Consider the following 15,784-nt stretch of genomic DNA (forward strand, 5'->3'; position numbering starts at 1 on the left):
AGCGCGAGAATCACACCTCGGCTGATGGCCCGGGCCCCGCAGGACACCCAGGCCGGGGTCTGGACGTACCTGCTGCTCTCGCTGACCCTGCTGTTCGCCGCGTTCCCGTTGTACTGGATGTTCGTCATCGCGACCAGCAACGACGAGGCGCTGGCCAAGCTGCCCCCGGCGGTCATCCCCGGCGACCGGTTCCTGACCAACGTCGACGAGGTCTTCTCCCTCCAGGACGTCTACTTCGCCGCCTCGCTGGTCAACAGCGTCATCGTCTCGACCGTGGTGGCCGCCTCGGTGCTCTTCTTCTGCTCGCTGGCCGGGTTCGCCTTCGCGAAGCTCCGGTTCAAGGGCAGCAACGCGCTGATGCTCTTCGTGGTGCTCACCCTGACCGTGCCCAACCAGCTCGGCATCGTGGCGCTGTACATCGTGATGGGCAAGCTCGGCTGGAACGGCACCCTGCTCGCGGTCATCGCCCCCGGCCTGGTCACCGCGTTCGGCGTGTTCTACATGCGGCAGTTCATCGTCAACAGCGTGCCCGACGAGCTGGTCGAGTCGGCCCGGGTGGACGGCGCCACCACCATGCGGGTGTACGCCACCATCGTGCTGCCGGCGATCCGTCCCGCCCTGGCGGTGCTCGGCCTGCTCACCTTCGTGGCCACCTGGAACGACTTCCAGTGGCCGTTGATCACACTGAGCGGCACCGACTACCCGACCTCGATGGTGGCGGTGTCCGACCTGGCCAGCGGCAACTACGTGATCTACCGGCGGGTGCTGGCCGGGGCGTTCATCGCCACCGTCCCGCTGCTGGTGATGCTGTTCATCGGCGGACGTCAGATCGTCCGCGGAATCATGGAAGGCGCGGTGAAGTCGTGAGCCGGCAGGCGTTGCACGAGGGCTGGATGCTGCGCGCCGTACCCGGTCCGCAGGTGCCGCCGGAGGTCGCCGACACGGCGGTGCCGGCCACCGTGCCCGGCTGCGTGCACACCGATCTGCTGGCCGCAGGCATCATCCCCGACCCGTACCTCGACGACAACGAGACGAGGCTCGGCTGGATCGGGCGTACCGACTGGGTCTACGAGACCACCTTCGACCGGCGGCCGGGCGACGCGGACCGGGTGGACCTGGTCTGCGCCGGCCTGGACACGGTCGCCACGGTGATCCTCAACGGCACCGAGGCCGGCCGCACCGAGAACCAGCACCGTGGGTACCGGTTCGACGTCGGCGCGCTGCTCCGGCCGGGAGAGAACACGCTGACCGTCCGCTTCGACTCGCCGTACCGCTACGCGGAGGCGCACCGCGACCGGCTCGGTGACCGGCCCAACTCGTACCCGGAGCCGTTCAACTTCATCCGCAAGACCGCCTGCAACTTCGGCTGGGACTGGGGGCCGAACCTGGTGACCGCCGGCATCTGGCAGGAGATCGGGCTGCACGCCTGGTCGACCGGCCGGCTGGCCGGCGTCCGTCCGCTGGTCACCGTCTCCGGCGACACCGGCCGGGTGGAGCTGCACGTCGAGGTGGAGCGGGCGGCGGACGTACCGTTGGTCGTGCGGGCCGAGGTCGCCGGCGTCGCCGCCGAGGTCACCGTCCCGGCGGGGCGGCGCACGGCCGTGGCGACGCTCACCGTCCGCGACCCGGAGCGGTGGTGGCCCGTCGGGTACGGCGAGCAGCCGCGCTACGACCTCGACGTGACCCTCCGCGCCGAGGACGGCCCGGAGCTGGACGCCTGGTCGCGGCGGATCGGTTTCCGTTCGGTACGCCTCGACACCGCCCCCGACGCGCACGGCACCCCGTTCGCGCTGCACGTCAACGACGTGCCGGTGTTCGTCAAGGGCGTCAACTGGATCCCCGACGACGTCTTCCCCAACCGGGTCACCCGGGATCGGCTGGCCGAACGCCTCACCCAGGCGGTCGGGGCGAACGTCAACCTGATCCGGATCTGGGGTGGCGGCCGGTACGAGTCGGACGACTTCTACGACCTGGCCGACTCCCTCGGCCTGCTGGTGCAGCAGGACTTCCTCTTCGCCTGCGCCGCCTACCCCGAGGAGGAGCCGTTCCGGACCGAGGTCGAGGCCGAGGCGCGCGAGCAGGTGACCCGGCTGGCCGGCCACCCTTCGCTGGTCCTCTGGACCGGCAACAACGAGAACATCTGGGGCTGGCACGACTGGGACTGGCAGCAACCCCTCGCCGGCCGGACCTGGGGGCGCGGCTACTACCTGGAGCTGCTGCCCCGGATCGTCGGCGAGCTGGACCCGACCCGACCGTACTGGCCGGGCAGCCCGTGGTCGGGCCGGGAGGACGTGCACCCCAACGATCCGGCGCACGGCACCACGCACATCTGGGACGTCTGGAACACCGACGACTACCCGAAGTACCGGGCGTACCTGCCGCGTTTCGTCGCCGAGTTCGGCTACCAGGCGCCCCCGGCGTACGCGACCCTTCGGCGGTCCATCTCGGACGAGCCCCTCGCCCCCGACTCGCCCGGGATGGCCCACCACCAGAAGGCGATCGACGGGGATCTGAAGCTCCGGCGCGGGCTGGACGCGCACCTGCCGGTGCCCGCCGACTTCGACGACTGGCACTACCTCACCCAGCTCAACCAGGCCCGGGCGATCCAGCTCGGCGTCGAGCACTTCCGGTCCCACCGGCCGGTCTGCATGGGCGCCATCGTCTGGCAGCTCAACGACTGCTGGCCGGTCACCTCCTGGTCGGCGGTGGACGGCGACGGCCGGCGCAAGCCACTCTGGCACGCGCTGCGCCGTGCGTACGCCGACCGGCTGCTCACCGTGCAGCCCCGCGAGGGCGGGCTGGCCCTGGTGGCGGTCAACGAGACCGCCGAGCCGTGGCGTACGCCCGCCACGGTCACCCGGTTCACCCTGGCCGGGGAGCCGAGGGCGAAGACCTCGGTGGATCTCGACGTCCCCGCGTACTCGTCGGTGGTGCTGGCGCTGCCCGCGCAGCTCGCGCGGCCGGACGAGGCCCAGCGGGAACTGCTGGTCGCGGACGCCGGCGAGACCGCGGAGCGGGCGCTGTGGTTCTTCGCCGAGGACCGGGACGTCGAGTGGCCGACGGCGGAGCTGGACGCGGTGGTCGAGCCGGCCGGCGACGCCCAGCGACTCCGGGTGACCGCCCGGACGATCCTGCGCGACCTGACCCTCCAACCGGACCGGCTCGACCCGGCCGCCCAGGTCGACGAGGCCCTGGTCACCCTGCTGCCGGGGGAGTCGGCCACCTTCACCGTCACCGCGGCGACGCCGCTCGACCCGGTCGCCCTCACCACCCGCCCGGTGCTCCGCTGCGTCAACGACTCATGAGAGGCGCGGTCGGCTGTTCGTCGTCCAGGGTCGCCGGGAGGCCGAAGGCGGCGAACAGGCCGGGCGTCTCGAACACGTCCATCGCGGCGAGGAGGCCCGCCTCGGGGCGCAGCACGATCAGCGCGAAGGAGCGGAACACGGTGTCGCCGGCGCCGCGGACGTAGGCGGCGACCGCCGGCTGGCGGTTCGCGGCCGTCGGTAGCATCCGCCACCGGCCGGGGGTGTTCATGTCCCGGCGCAACGCTCGGGCGACCGCGGCCCTGCCGTTCCACTCGCCGACGCCCGGCTCGATGGTCAGCCGGATGTCCTCGTGAAGCAGGTCGACCAGGGCCTGCGGGTCCGCCCGCTCGTGCGCGGCGATGTACCGCGCCAACAACTCGCGCTGCGCCGGGTCCGGAAGCGCTGCGGGCGACCACTCCAGGCGGCCACCCGGCCACCGTTCGCGCAGCGTGGCCCGGGCCCGTTGCAGAGCGCTGTTGGCGGCCGGCACGCTCGTGCCGAGCAGCGCGGCCGTCTCGCCCGCAGTCCAGGACAGCACGTCGCGCAGGATGAGCACGGCCCGCTGGCGGGGCGGCAGGAGCTGGATCGCGGCGAGGAACGCCAGGGAGATCGTCTCGCGGCCGATGGCCACGGCGTCGGGGCCGGGACGCTCGTCGAGCAGATGATCCGGGTACGGCTGCAGCGGCGGGGTCGTCCGGCGCAGGGTGTCGAGGCAGGCGTTCGTGGCGATGCGGTACAGCCAGGTTCGGGCGCTGGCACGTTCCTCGAACGCCTCCCTGGACCGCCATGCCCGCAGGAACACCTCCTGCACGTGGTCCTCGGCCGCGTCCAGCGACCCGAGCAGCCGGTAACAATGGACCCGCAGCTCGCGGTGGTGCCGACGGGTCAGTTCCGCGAACCTCGTGGCGTCCACAGCAACGTTCATACCGGTACCGACGGAAAAAGACGGCCCGGTCACCGGTGATTCTTCCGCCGGGGCGCGTCTACCCGGGTATGGCGATTGTTGAGGTGGACATCTCGATGTCGGTGGACGGGTTCGTCACCGGGCCCGACCTGGACACCTGGCCCGGCTTCGGCAGGGGCGGCGAGCGGCTGCACGCGTGGCTCGGGCACGACGCGGGGCGGCGGCTGAGCGAGGCGACGTTCGCCGCGTCCGGCGCTGTGGTGACGAGCCGGAGGGTGTACGAGGACACCAACGGCTGGGCCGACCAGGACGGCTTCTACCGGATGCCGGTCTTCGTCGTGACGCACCGGCCGCACGAGGCGGTACGCCGGGGCGACACCGCGTTCACGTTCGTGACCGGCGGGGTCGCCGCCGCGATCGAGGCGGCCGTGGCCGCCGCCGCCGACAGGCGGGTGCACGTGATGGGCGGCGCGTCGATCATCCGGCAGGCGCTGCGGAGCGGCCTGGTCGACCAGCTCCGCCTGCACATCGTTCCGCTGCTGCTGGGGGCCGGCACCGCCCTGTTCGACGGTGCCGGCCCGGAGCTGGAGCACCAGGACACGGTGGACACACCGGAGGCCACGCATGTGACGTACCGGGTCGGGCGGATCGGACCCGGACCGGCCCGGGCCGAGCCAGGCGATCCGGCCTAGCTCGGCAGAGCGCCCAGCCCGGCGAGCAGTTCCCACCGCTCGTCCGCGCTGAGCACCGCGTACGCCGGTGCGTCGCGGCGGTCGGTCTCGGCCTCGATCGCCGCGCGTTCCGGCCCGTCGGGGAGGGCCTTGATCTGCTCGGCGGTCAGCCCGGCGGCCCGCCACGCCGCCCGGTGCGCGTCGGCCCGGTGGTGACGCAGCGAACCGAGCCGGGTGGTGAGCAGCACCGCCGGCGAGGCGTCGTCCGGCTCGTACGGCGGGGTCATGGCGCGGAACGCGGGCCCACCGGTGGCCAGCCCGTGTGCCAGCACCCGGCCGACCAACTCGGCCAGCCGGGGCACCGACGCCAGGCCGGGCAGCATCGGGGGTCCGGCGGACCAGAGTTCCTCGGCGGCCTCGCCGGTCGCCCGCTGCGCGTACCGCGCCAGTTCCCGGCCCAGCTCGGTCAGGTGCCAGGTGCCCTCGGCGTCCACCTTCAGCACGCCGCGCGTCAGCTCGGGGCTCATGTCACCGTCGGTGTAGGCCAGCCCGTCGGCGAGCGCGTCGGCCGGCATCGGCCGGGCCAGCAGGCCGGAGTAGAAGCTGTTCTCCGCGCCGAGTTCCGCGCCCCGCTCCGCGTAGAACGCCTCCATCCGGGCCCGGGCCGTCCACCGGGCAGCCACGTACACCCGGTCGATGACCGGTCGGATCTGTCGCGCATAGCTCATGGTCGTCTCCACGACGCGCGACCCTACCTAGGTAGGGCCGCGCCGTGGGGGCGGCGACTACTCCGGCACGCGGCGGTAGGCGCCATCGCTGGCCGAGGTGGCCATCGAGGCGTACGCGCGCAGCGCCGCGGAGACCGGCCGCTGCCGGTCGGCCGGGGTGTACGGGCGGTCCCGCTTCTCCTCGGCGACCCGGCGGGCCTGGAGCACGTCGTCCGGCACGTCGAGGTGGATCGAGCGGGCCGGGATGTCGATGACGATCTCGTCGCCCTCCTGTACCAGCGCGATCAGCCCGCCGGAGGCCGCCTCCGGGGAGACGTGGCCGATGGAGAGCCCGGAGGTGCCGCCGGAGAACCGCCCGTCGGTGAGCAGCGCGCAGGAGCGGCCCAGCCCGCGGCCCTTGAGGAACGAGGTGGGGTAGAGCATCTCCTGCATGCCGGGGCCGCCCTTCGGGCCCTCGTACCGGATCACCACCACGTCCCCGGCGGCGACCTCCTTGGCCAGGATCGCCGACACCGCGTCGTCCTGCGATTCGTAGACCTTGGCCGGGCCGCGGAAGGTCAGGCACTCCTCGGGCACGCCGGCGGTCTTCACCACGCAGCCGTCCGGGGCCAGGTTGCCGTGCAGGATGGCCAGCCCGCCGTCGGCGGAGTACGCGTGCTCCCGGTCCCGCACGCAGCCGCCGGCCGCGTCGGTGTCCAGCGACGACCAGCGGTTGGTGGTGGAGAACGGCTCGGTGGTGCGCACCCCGCCCGGGGCGGCGTGGAACAGCTCGACCGCCGCCGGCGTGGCCGAGCCGCCCCGCACGTCCCAGTCGGCCAGCCACTGCGCCAGACTCGGGGAGTGGACGGCGTGCACGTCCCGGTGGAGCAGGCCGGCCCGGTCCATCTCGCCGAGGATGGCCGGGATGCCGCCGGCCCGGTGCACGTCCTCCATGTGGTACTGCGGCGAGTTCGGCGCGACCTTCGCCAGGCAGGGCACCCGGCGGGAGATCGCGTCGATGTCGGACACGCCGAAGTCCAGCTCCGCCTCGCGGGCGGCGGCGAGCAGGTGCAGCACGGTGTTGGTCGAGCCGCCCATGGCCACGTCGAGCGCCACGGCGTTCTCGAATGCGGCCCGGTTGGCGATCGAGCGGGGCAGCACCGAGGCGTCGTCGGAGTCGTACCAGCGCTTGGCGATCGCCACGGCGGTGCGGCCGGCCTCGACGAAGAGCGAACGGCGGGCGGCGTGGGTGGCCAGGGTCGACCCGTTGCCGGGCAGCGCCAGGCCGATCGCCTCGGTGAGGCAGTTCATCGAGTTGGCGGTGAACATGCCGGAGCAGGAGCCGCAGGTCGGGCAGGCCGAGCGCTCGATCTGGCCGAGCTGGTCGTCGGTGACCGCCTCGTTGGACGAGGCGATCATCGCGTCGATCAGGTCGATCTTGGAGTGCACGATGCCCTCGATCGCCACCGTCTTGCCGGCCTCCATCGGGCCGCCGGAGACGAAGACGGTCGGGATGTTGAGCCGCAGCGCGGCCAGCAGCATGCCCGGAGTGATCTTGTCGCAGTTGGAGATGCAGACCAGGGCGTCCGCGCAGTGCGCGTTGACCATGTATTCCACCGCGTCGGCGATCAGCTCCCGGCTGGGAAGCGAGTAGAGCATGCCGCCGTGGCCCATGGCGATGCCGTCGTCCACGGCGATGGTGTTGAACTCCCGGCCCACGCCGCCGGCCTCGGCCACCGCGTCGGCCACCAGTCCGCCGAGGTCCTTGAGGTGTACGTGGCCGGGTACGAACTGGGTGAAACTGTTGGCGATGGCGACGATCGGCTTGCCGAAGTCGTCGTCGGTCATCCCGGTGGCCCGCCACAGGGCCCGGGCGCCGGCCATCGTCCGACCGTGGGTGGAGGTCCTCGACCGCAGCTCAGGCATGGCTACCAGTGTGGCACCGCCGTCGCGGCGGCCCCCGGGCGCGCGGGTCGTGTCCCAACAGTTGCACACCCGGTACCTCTCGGGGTGCGCGCATCCGGCACAGTTGAGGTCGTGCATCCGACCCCGGGCGTGGTCATCGTCGTGGCGCTGAGCGGGCTTGCCGCCGTCAGCGCCACCGCGCTGCTGGCCGCCTCGGCCCGCCGCCGGGTCGGGTCCCACCGGCAGACCCACGTGCTGCTCGCCGTGGCCGCCGGGATCGCCCTGCTCAGCCTCCTCGTCGGGGTCACCGCCCTGCTGGCCGTCGGCGACGACTGGGGCCACCGGCAGGGGCAACGCACCGGCTGGGCGACGTTCGTCTCGGCGGGCGGCACGGTCACCGGCCTGGCGCTCGGCGCCGCCCTGCTCCGTCTGCCCGGCGCCGCGGCCACCCGGGCCGCCACCGCCCGGTTGCTGCTCGACGGCGTGATCATGGCCAGCGCGCTCTGGTTCGTCGGCTGGGTGCTCCTCAGCGAGCCGACCCGGCTGCTCGGCGCGCTCACCCCGGTCGCCTGCGTACCCATCGTGCTGGCCACGCTGAGCGCGGCGCTCACCGCCGGGCTGACCCTGATCATGGTGCTCCGGGCCGACGCGCCGCGTGGGCGGCTGGTCCTGCTCGGCCTCGGGGCGACCGGCGTCACCGGCGGCGGGCTGGGCCTGTCCGCCGGGCTCTGCCAGGCCGGCCCGACGATGGCCCTCGCCGGCGCCGCGACGCTGGCCGCGGGCCTGCTGGCCACCGCCGCGGCGGTGCACCGGGTCGACCTGCCCGGGCAGGTCGACGTCGACCTGATCCGCCGCGACGGCGAGTACGCCTTCGTGCCGATGTTCGCCATGGCCGCCTCGGCGATGTACCACCTGAGCCAGGGCGGCGGATTCGACGCCTACAGCATCGTCGCCGGCAGCGTCGAGGGCTTCGCCCTGGTGGCCCGGCAGTACCTGGCCCTCAACGACGTCCGGGGCTACGCCGGCCGGCTGGCCGCCCGGGAGGCCCACTTCCGTGAGCTGGCGCACACCGACCCGCTCACCGGCCTGGCCAACCGGCGCGGGCTGCTGCGCGCGCTGCACCGCTGCGCCGAGGCCGGCGTGCCCTGCGTCCTGCTCGGGCTGGACCTGGACGGCTTCAAGAACGTCAACGACATGCGGGGGCACGACGTCGGCGACGCGGTGCTGGCCGAGGTCGGCCGGCGGCTGCGCGGCAACCTGCGCCCGGGTGACCTGGCCGCCCGGCTGGGCGGTGACGAGTTCGCGGTGCTGATGCACGGCGCGAGCGACGCCGAGCCGGTCGCGGAACGGCTGCTCGGGGTGCTCGGCCGCCCCTACGAGGAGGCGGACGGGCCGATCTTCCTCTCGGTCAGCATCGGGGTGGCCGGCAACCGCGGGGAGACCGACGTCGCGCTGCTGCTGCGCAACGCCGACCTGGCCCTGCGCTACGCCAAGCAGCGGGGCAAGAACCGGATCGAGCGCTACGACGCCACGTACGACCAGCTGCTGCGCCGGCGCACGATGCTGGAGCACGAGATGCGCGGCGCGATCGAACGCGACGAGCTGCGGCTGGCCTTCCAGCCGGTGGCCTCGCTGCCGTCGGTGCGTCCGGTCGGCGCCGAGGCGTTGCTCCGCTGGCACCACCCCGAGCTGGGCAACGTCCGCCCGGACGAGTTCATCCCGCTCGCCGAGGAGTGCGGGATGATCTCGAAGCTCGGCGCCTGGGTGCTGCACCAGGCCTGCTACCAGCTCTCCCGCTGGCTGGCCGACGGGCACGACGTCTGGGTGTCGGTGAACGTCTCGCCGCGCGAGCTGCACGCCCCGGAGTACGTGGTGCAGGTCGCCGACGCGCTGCGCGCGCACCACGTACCGCCGCAGCGGCTGGTGCTGGAGGTCACCGAGCACGCGGTCGCCACCGACCTGGACGAGCTGATCCGGCGGCTGGCCGCGCTGCGGCTCACCGGGGTACGGATCGCGCTGGACGACTTCGGCGCGGGCTACTCGTCGCTGGGGCAGCTACGCCGGCTGCCGATCGACATCCTGAAGATCGACCACAGTCTGGTCGCCGAGCACGAGCCGGTCCGGCCGATCGGCCGGGACGGTCCGGCGTTCGCCCCGATGGTCGACATCGTGATGCGCCTCGGGCACCACTTCGGGCTGGAGGTGATCGCCGAGGGCGTCACCAGTCCGACCGAGCTGGCCGCGGTGGTGGCCGCCGGCTGCCGCTTCGGTCAGGGCGCGCTGTTCGGCTGGGGGGTGCCGGCCGAGCACCTGGAGGCGATGCTGGAGGCGGCGACCTCGCCGGGCGCGCGTCCCCACCCGGTGCCGCCGGCGCCACCGGTCGCGCCGGTCCGCCCCGGCTCGTCGCCGCTGCTGCCCCGGCTCCGGTCGAACGCACCCGCGTCGGTGCCGGCGCCCCGTCCCTCGGAAGAGGGATCTTCGCAGGTGGGATCGGCTGCGGAGGGCGTGTCGCAGCGGGACGTGCCGACGTCCGTTAACCAGAATGTGGGATCAGTTGACTCATCGCGTGAGATGCGTCAGGCTTAGCCACATGTCGTCGAACCGGTCGCTGCGAGTACTTACCTGAGCGCACTCTCCTCTGCTTGAGAGTGCGCTGGCCCCGTGCATTTGCACGTGGGCCGTTTTTGTTGCCATCGGACCATCGCCGGGACGCCCGCGTTCCATCCTGAGAAGCGCATCACCCACTCCAGCTGAAGGCCTGAACCGCCATGACGAGACCCACGCCAGAGACCCTCGCCCACTCCGTCCGGCGAAGCCGCCCGGCCACCGAGCCGGCCGGCGCCGCCGACCACGCCTCCACCCCCCGTAACGGATCCGTCCCGGCCGAGCCGGCCGCAGGGGGACGGGGCGCCCCGGCTGGCGCGGACGGGACCACCGCGACCGAACGGCGGCCGGCGTCGGCGCAGGTCTCCGGCGCCGGATCGCTGGTGCGGTCGCTCGAGGCCCTCGGCGTCGACGTCGTCTTCGGCATCCCGGGCGGCGCGATCCTGCCGGCCTACGACCCGCTCTACGACTCCACCGTGCGGCACATCCTGGTCCGCCACGAGCAGGGCGCCGGGCACGCCGCCACCGGGTACGCCCAGGCCACCGGCAGGGTCGGGGTCTGCATGGCCACCTCCGGCCCGGGCGCGACCAACCTGGTCACCCCGATCGCGGACGCGTACATGGACTCGGTGCCGATCGTGGCGATCACCGGTCAGGTCGCGCGGCCGGCGATCGGCACGGACGCCTTCCAGGAGGCGGACATCCAGGGCATCACCCTGCCGATCACGAAGCACAACTTCCTGGTGCAGACGGCCGAGGAGATCCCGCAGGTGCTGGCCGAGGCGTTCCATCTCGCCTCGACCGGCCGGCCCGGCCCGGTCCTGGTGGACATCCCCAAGGACGTCCTGCAGACGCAGACCACCTTCTCCTGGCCGCCCACCCTCGACCTGCCCGGCTACCGGCCGACCCTGCACCCGCACGGCAAGCAGATCCGCGAGGCGGCCCGGCTGATGACCAGCGCCCGCCGTCCGGTGCTCTACGTCGGCGGCGGCGTGCTCAAGGCCGGCGCCACCGAGGGGCTGCGCCGGCTGGCCGAGCTGACCGGCATCCCGGTGGTCACCACGCTGATGGCGCTCGGCGCGTTCCCCGACTCGCACCGGCAGCACCTGGGCATGCCCGGCATGCACGGCACCGTCGCCGCGGTCTACGGCCTGCAGAAGGCCGACCTGATCGTGGCCCTGGGCGCCCGCTTCGACGACCGGGTCACCGGCAAGCTGGACTCGTTCGCGCCGGACGCCACCGTCGTGCACGCGGACATCGACCCCGCCGAGATCGGGAAGAACCGGCACGCGGACGTGCCGATCGTCGGCGACGCCCGGCACGTGATCGACGAGCTGATCGCCGCGGTCGGCACCGAGCGGTCCGCCCGGCCGGCCGCCGACCTCGGCGACTGGTGGGCCCAGCTCGACGACCTGCGCCGGCGCTACCCGCTCGGTTACGAGGAGCCGGCCGACGGCACCCTCTCCCCGCAGTACGTGATCAAGCGGCTGGGCGAGATCGCCGGCCCCGACTCGGTCTACGTGGCCGGTGTCGGCCAGCACCAGATGTGGGCCAGCCAGTTCATCTCGTACGAGAAGCCGTACACCTGGCTCAACTCCGGCGGCCTCGGCACCATGGGGTACGCCGTTCCGGCGGCGATGGGCGCCAAGGTCGGCAAGCCGGACACCACGGTCTGGGCGGTGGACGGCGACGGCTGCTTCCAGATGACCAACCAGGAGCTGGCCACCTGCGCGCTGGAGGGCATCCCGATCAAGGTCGCCGTGATCAACAACGGCAACCTGGGCATGGTCCGGCAATGGCAGACCCTGTTCTACGGGGAGCGTTACTCCAACACCGAGCTGGGCACCCACAAGCACCGCATCCCGGACTTCGTCAAGCTCGCCGAGGCGCTCGGCTGCGTCGGCCTGCGCTGCGAGACCGCCGCCGACGTGGACAAGACAATCGCGGCGGCCATGGCGATCAACGACGCCCCGGTGGTCATCGACTTCGTGGTCGGCAAGGACGCCATGGTCTGGCCGATGGTCGCCGCCGGCACCAGCAACGACGAGATCATGTTCGCCCGGGGCGTCCGCCCCGCCTTCGACGAGGACGAACTGTAGTCATGACCGAATGCACCGAGCGCAGCGAGGGCCGTGAGGGCATGACGAGGAGGGCACCGAAATGACCATGCACACTCTCAGCGTGCTCGTGGAGAACAAGCCGGGCGTCCTGGCCCGGGTCTCCGGGCTGTTCTCCCGGCGCGGCTTCAACATCGACAGCCTCGCCGTTGGGGAGACCGAGAACCCGGACGTCTCCCGGATCACCATTGTGGTCAACGCCGAGTCGTCCCCGTTGGAACAGGTGACCAAGCAGCTCAACAAGCTGGTCAACGTACTCAAGATCGTCGAGCTGGACCCGCAGGTCTCGGTGGCCCGGGAGTTGCTGCTGGTGAAGGTCCGCGCGGACCGCAACGCCCGCGCCCACGTGCTGGAGACGGTGAACCTGTTCCGCGCGCGGGTGGTCGACGTCGCCCCGGACACGCTGACCATCGAGGCCACCGGCACGCCCGACAAGCTCGACGCGCTGTTGCGTGACCTCGAACCCCTCGGCATCAAGGAGATGGTGCAGTCCGGCACGGTGGCGATCGGGCGCGGCTCACGCTCGATCACCGCCGGCCCCGCGCTGCGCGCCGCCTGACCCGCCCCGACCGGCGCCCGAGCGCCGCATCCACCGCACAAGTCCACGACGGGCCGCCGGGCACCGCCGTACGAAAGGGAAGTCAATGAGCGTTGAGGTGTACTACGACGACGACGCCGACCTGGGCCTGATCCAGGGCCGCAAGGTCGCGGTGATCGGGTACGGCAGCCAGGGCCACGCCCACGCGCTGTCGCTGCGCGACTCCGGCGTCGACGTGGTGATCGGTCTGCCCGTCGGTTCGAAGAGCCGGCCGAAGGCCGAGGAGCAGGGCCTGCGGGTGCTCACGCCGGCCGAGGCGGCGGCCGAGGCCGACGTCATCATGATCCTGGCGCCGGACACCGCCCAGCGCGGCCTGTACGCCGAGGCGATCGCCCCCAACCTGACCGCCGGCAAGGCGCTCTTCTTCGGCCACGGCTTCAACATCCGCTATGGCCTGATCAAGCCGCCGGCCGACGTGGACGTGGCGATGGTCGCCCCGAAGGGCCCGGGTCACCTGGTCCGCCGCCAGTACGTCGACGGTAAGGGCGTGCCCTGCCTGGTCGCCGTCGAGCAGGACGCCAGCGGCAACGCCTTCGGCCTGGCCCTGGCGTACGCGAAGGCGATCGGCGGCACCCGGGCCGGCGCGATCCGGACCACCTTCACCGAGGAGACGGAGACTGACCTCTTCGGCGAGCAGGCGGTGCTCTGCGGCGGTGCGGCCGCGCTGGTGCAGACCGGTTTCGAGGTGCTCACCGAGGCCGGCTACGCCCCCGAGGTGGCCTACTTCGAGTGCCTGCACGAGCTGAAGCTCATCGTCGACCTGATGTACGAGGGCGGCATCGCCCGGATGCGGTACAGCATCTCGGACACCGCCGAGTACGGCGACCTCTCCCGCGGCCCCCGGGTCATCGACTCCCGGGTCAAGGAGGAGATGCGCAAGATCCTCGGCGAGATCCAGTCCGGTGAGTTCGCCCGCGAGTGGGTGGCCGAGGACGAGGCCGGCCGGCCGAACTTCGCCAAGTGGCGGGCCGAGGGCGCGGCGCACCCGATCGAGGAGACCGGGCAGAAGCTGCGCGCCATGATGAGCTGGGTCGACCGGCCCATCACCGAGACCGCCTGACCTCGGGTCAGGTCGCTGAGGACGCGGCCCGCGGCCCGACGCTCTCCCCGGCGTCGGGTCACGGGCCGCGCCGGCCCCATGCCGCGAACTCTCGGGCCGCAGGTCGTTCACCTGCCAAGACGGGACGGCCGATGTGAGGGCCCTCACCCCGCACTCCGGGGTACGCCACCGGAACCGCCCCCTACGATCCTTCATAGGTGTGCAGCCCGCACCTGACGGCCACGGCACGGATCAGCGCAGGGCGCAGCGCGGCGTCCCGGCGTGCCAGGCTGACCGCATACGAGCGTCTACGAGGACCGATGAATCCTGTCGTACTGATCGCCGAAGAACTCGCCCCCGCCGCCATCGAGGTGCTCGCGCACGACTTCGACGTGCGCCACGTCGACGGCACCGACCGTCCGGCCCTGCTCTCCGCGCTCTCCGAGGCCGACGCGGTGATCGTACGCAGCGCCACCCAGATCGACGCCGAGGCGGTCGCCGCCGCGCCGCGGCTGAAGGTGGTCGCCCGGGCCGGCGTCGGTCTGGACAACGTCGAGGTGCCGGCCGCCACCGCGCGGGGCGTCATGGTGGTCAACGCGCCCACCTCCAACATCGTCTCCGCCGCGGAGCAGGCCGTCGCGCTGCTGCTCGCCGTGGCCCGCAACACCGCCAGCGCCAGCGCCGCGCTCAAGGCGGGGGAGTGGAAGCGGTCCAAGTACACCGGTGTGGAGATCCAGGGCAAGACCGTCGGCGTGGTCGGCCTCGGCCGCATCGGCGTGCTGTTCGCGCAGCGCATCGCCGCCTTCGGCACCCGGCTGATCGCGTACGACCCGTACATCCAGCCGGCCCGCGCCGCGCAGCTCGGCGTCCGCCTGGTCGGGCTGGAGGAGCTGCTGCGGGAGAGCGACTTCATCTCGATCCACCTGCCCAAGACGCCGGAGACGGTCGGCCTGATCGGCGAGAAGGAGCTGGCGATCGTCAAGCCGGGCGTCCGGATCGTCAACGCCGCCCGCGGTGGCCTGGTCGACGAGCAGGCCCTGGCCGACGCGATCGCCGAGGGCCGGGTCGCCGGCGCCGGCGTCGACGTGTACGCGAAGGAGCCCTGCACCTCCTCGCCGCTGTTCGCCTTCGACAACGTGGTGGCCACCCCGCACCTGGGCGCGTCCACCCACGAGGCACAGGACAAGGCCGGCCTGGCCGTGGCCAGGAGCGTCAAGCTGGCGCTACAGGGCGAGTTCGTGCCGGACGCGGTGAACGTGCAGGCCGGCGGCGTGGTCGCCGAGGACGTCCGGCCGCTGCTGCCGCTGGCCGAGAAGCTCGGTCGGGCCTTCACCGCGGTGGCCGGCGGGGTGGCCGCCAGCGTCACCGTCGAGGTGCGCGGCGAGGTCGTCACGCACGACGTGTCGGTGCTCAAGCTCGCCGCCACCAAGGGGCTGTTCAGCTCGGTGGTGGAGGAGCAGGTCACCTACGTCAACGCGCCGCACCTGGCCGCCGAGCGCGGGGTCGAGGTGACGCTGACCACGCACGCCGAGACGACCGACCACTCCAACCTGGTGACCGTACGCGGCGCGCTGCCGGACGGCCGGACGGTCAGCGTCTCCGGCACGGTGACCCACAGCGGCACCCGCGACGTCCTCAAGCTGACCGAAGTGGACGGTTTCGACGTCGAGATCGGCGCGGAGGGCATCCTGGTCTTCCTGCGCTACGCCGACCGGCCGGGCGTGGTCGGCACCGTCGGCACCCTGCTCGGTGCGGCCGGGGTGAACATCGCCGCCATGCAGGTCGCCCGTCGGGAGGCCGGTGGCGAGACGCTGATGACGCTCACCGTCGACCAGGCGCTCGGCGCCGACCTGCTCAGCTCGGCCGCCGACTCGATCGGCGCGGTCGCGGCCAGCGCGGCCGACCTGCGCGACGAGTAGTCCAGACACGACGGA

11 protein-coding genes are annotated in these 15,784 nt (G+C 72.6%); 8 read left to right on the forward strand and 3 right to left on the reverse strand.

What is annotated here, in order from left to right; genetic code table 11:
* Positions 1-24: 24 nt before the first annotated feature.
* Both GA0070621_RS00460 and GA0070621_RS00465 read left to right on the forward strand, forming a co-directional pair.
* Positions 25-867, forward strand: coding sequence for a carbohydrate ABC transporter permease (locus GA0070621_RS00460; RefSeq protein WP_091190293.1), 843 nt, complete (start codon positions 25-27; stop codon positions 865-867).
* A gap of 26 nt (positions 868-893) precedes the next feature.
* Complete coding sequence (locus GA0070621_RS00465) at positions 894-3,305, forward strand: glycoside hydrolase family 2 protein (RefSeq protein WP_091201812.1); 2,412 nt, start codon at positions 894-896, stop codon at positions 3,303-3,305.
* Here the strand turns inward: GA0070621_RS00465 and GA0070621_RS00470 are convergent.
* Positions 3,292-4,230, reverse strand: a complete 939-nt coding sequence (locus GA0070621_RS00470; protein WP_091190296.1) for an RNA polymerase subunit sigma-70 — start codon at positions 4,228-4,230, stop codon at positions 3,292-3,294. The two genes, GA0070621_RS00465 and GA0070621_RS00470, sit on opposite strands and share 14 nt — an antisense overlap.
* Before the next feature lie 68 nt (positions 4,231-4,298).
* Here GA0070621_RS00470 and GA0070621_RS00475 point away from each other — a divergent pair, with 68 nt between their 5' ends.
* A complete protein-coding gene (locus GA0070621_RS00475; protein WP_091190298.1) occupies positions 4,299-4,901 on the forward strand; it encodes a dihydrofolate reductase family protein in 603 nt (200 codons plus the stop codon).
* On the opposite strand, the gene GA0070621_RS00480 is transcribed toward GA0070621_RS00475, so the two are convergent.
* Both GA0070621_RS00480 and ilvD read right to left on the reverse strand, forming a co-directional pair.
* Positions 4,898-5,608 carry a hypothetical protein gene (locus tag GA0070621_RS00480; protein WP_091190300.1) on the reverse strand — a complete coding sequence of 237 codons (711 nt, stop codon included), beginning with the start codon at positions 5,606-5,608 and terminating at the stop codon, positions 4,898-4,900. The two genes, GA0070621_RS00475 and GA0070621_RS00480, sit on opposite strands and share 4 nt — an antisense overlap.
* A 57-nt stretch (positions 5,609-5,665) precedes the next feature.
* Positions 5,666-7,513, reverse strand: coding sequence for a dihydroxy-acid dehydratase (gene ilvD / locus GA0070621_RS00485; RefSeq protein WP_091190303.1), 1,848 nt, complete (start codon positions 7,511-7,513; stop codon positions 5,666-5,668).
* 111 nt (positions 7,514-7,624) lie between these two features.
* On the opposite strand from ilvD, the gene GA0070621_RS00490 reads away from it, so the two are divergent.
* The 5 genes from GA0070621_RS00490 to serA all read left to right on the forward strand — a co-directional run bounded on the left by GA0070621_RS00490 (position 7,625) and on the right by serA (position 15,769).
* Positions 7,625-10,078: a putative bifunctional diguanylate cyclase/phosphodiesterase gene (locus tag GA0070621_RS00490; protein ID WP_091190306.1), complete on the forward strand. Its 2,454-nt coding sequence runs from the start codon at positions 7,625-7,627 to the stop codon at positions 10,076-10,078.
* 182 nt (positions 10,079-10,260) lie between these two features.
* Entirely contained in the window at positions 10,261-12,195 is a 1,935-nt protein-coding gene (locus GA0070621_RS00495; RefSeq protein ID WP_091190310.1) for an acetolactate synthase large subunit, read from the forward strand.
* Between the two features lie 61 nt (positions 12,196-12,256).
* Positions 12,257-12,772: an acetolactate synthase small subunit gene (gene ilvN, locus GA0070621_RS00500; RefSeq protein ID WP_091190312.1), complete on the forward strand. Its 516-nt coding sequence runs from the start codon at positions 12,257-12,259 to the stop codon at positions 12,770-12,772.
* A gap of 85 nt (positions 12,773-12,857) precedes the next feature.
* A complete protein-coding gene (gene ilvC, locus GA0070621_RS00505; protein ID WP_091190316.1) occupies positions 12,858-13,871 on the forward strand; it encodes a ketol-acid reductoisomerase in 1,014 nt (337 codons plus the stop codon).
* A gap of 299 nt (positions 13,872-14,170) precedes the next feature.
* Positions 14,171-15,769, forward strand: coding sequence for a phosphoglycerate dehydrogenase (serA, locus tag GA0070621_RS00510; RefSeq protein WP_091190319.1), 1,599 nt, complete (start codon positions 14,171-14,173; stop codon positions 15,767-15,769).
* The last annotated feature ends 15 nt before the right edge of the window (positions 15,770-15,784 follow it).

This window comes from Micromonospora narathiwatensis (genome assembly GCF_900089605.1).
In the GTDB taxonomy this organism is placed as follows: Bacteria; Actinomycetota; Actinomycetes; order Mycobacteriales; family Micromonosporaceae; genus Micromonospora; species Micromonospora narathiwatensis.

Excerpts from the sequence above, each read along its gene's own strand:
- ilvD (WP_091190303.1), bottom strand. The coding sequence starts at position 7,513 with ATGCCTGAGCTGCGGTCGAGGACCTCCACCCACGGTCGGACGATGGCC.
- GA0070621_RS00465 (WP_091201812.1), top strand. The coding sequence starts at position 894 with ATGCTGCGCGCCGTACCCGGTCCGCAGGTGCCGCCGGAGGTCGCCGAC.
- GA0070621_RS00495 (WP_091190310.1), top strand. The coding sequence starts at position 10,261 with ATGACGAGACCCACGCCAGAGACCCTCGCCCACTCCGTCCGGCGAAGC.
- serA (WP_091190319.1), top strand. The coding sequence starts at position 14,171 with ATGAATCCTGTCGTACTGATCGCCGAAGAACTCGCCCCCGCCGCCATC.
- GA0070621_RS00480 (WP_091190300.1), bottom strand. The coding sequence starts at position 5,608 with ATGAGCTATGCGCGACAGATCCGACCGGTCATCGACCGGGTGTACGTG.
- ilvN (WP_091190312.1), top strand. The coding sequence starts at position 12,257 with ATGACCATGCACACTCTCAGCGTGCTCGTGGAGAACAAGCCGGGCGTC.
- GA0070621_RS00460 (WP_091190293.1), top strand. The coding sequence starts at position 25 with ATGGCCCGGGCCCCGCAGGACACCCAGGCCGGGGTCTGGACGTACCTG.
- GA0070621_RS00470 (WP_091190296.1), bottom strand. The coding sequence starts at position 4,230 with ATGAACGTTGCTGTGGACGCCACGAGGTTCGCGGAACTGACCCGTCGG.
- ilvC (WP_091190316.1), top strand. The coding sequence starts at position 12,858 with ATGAGCGTTGAGGTGTACTACGACGACGACGCCGACCTGGGCCTGATC.
- GA0070621_RS00475 (WP_091190298.1), top strand. The coding sequence starts at position 4,299 with ATGGCGATTGTTGAGGTGGACATCTCGATGTCGGTGGACGGGTTCGTC.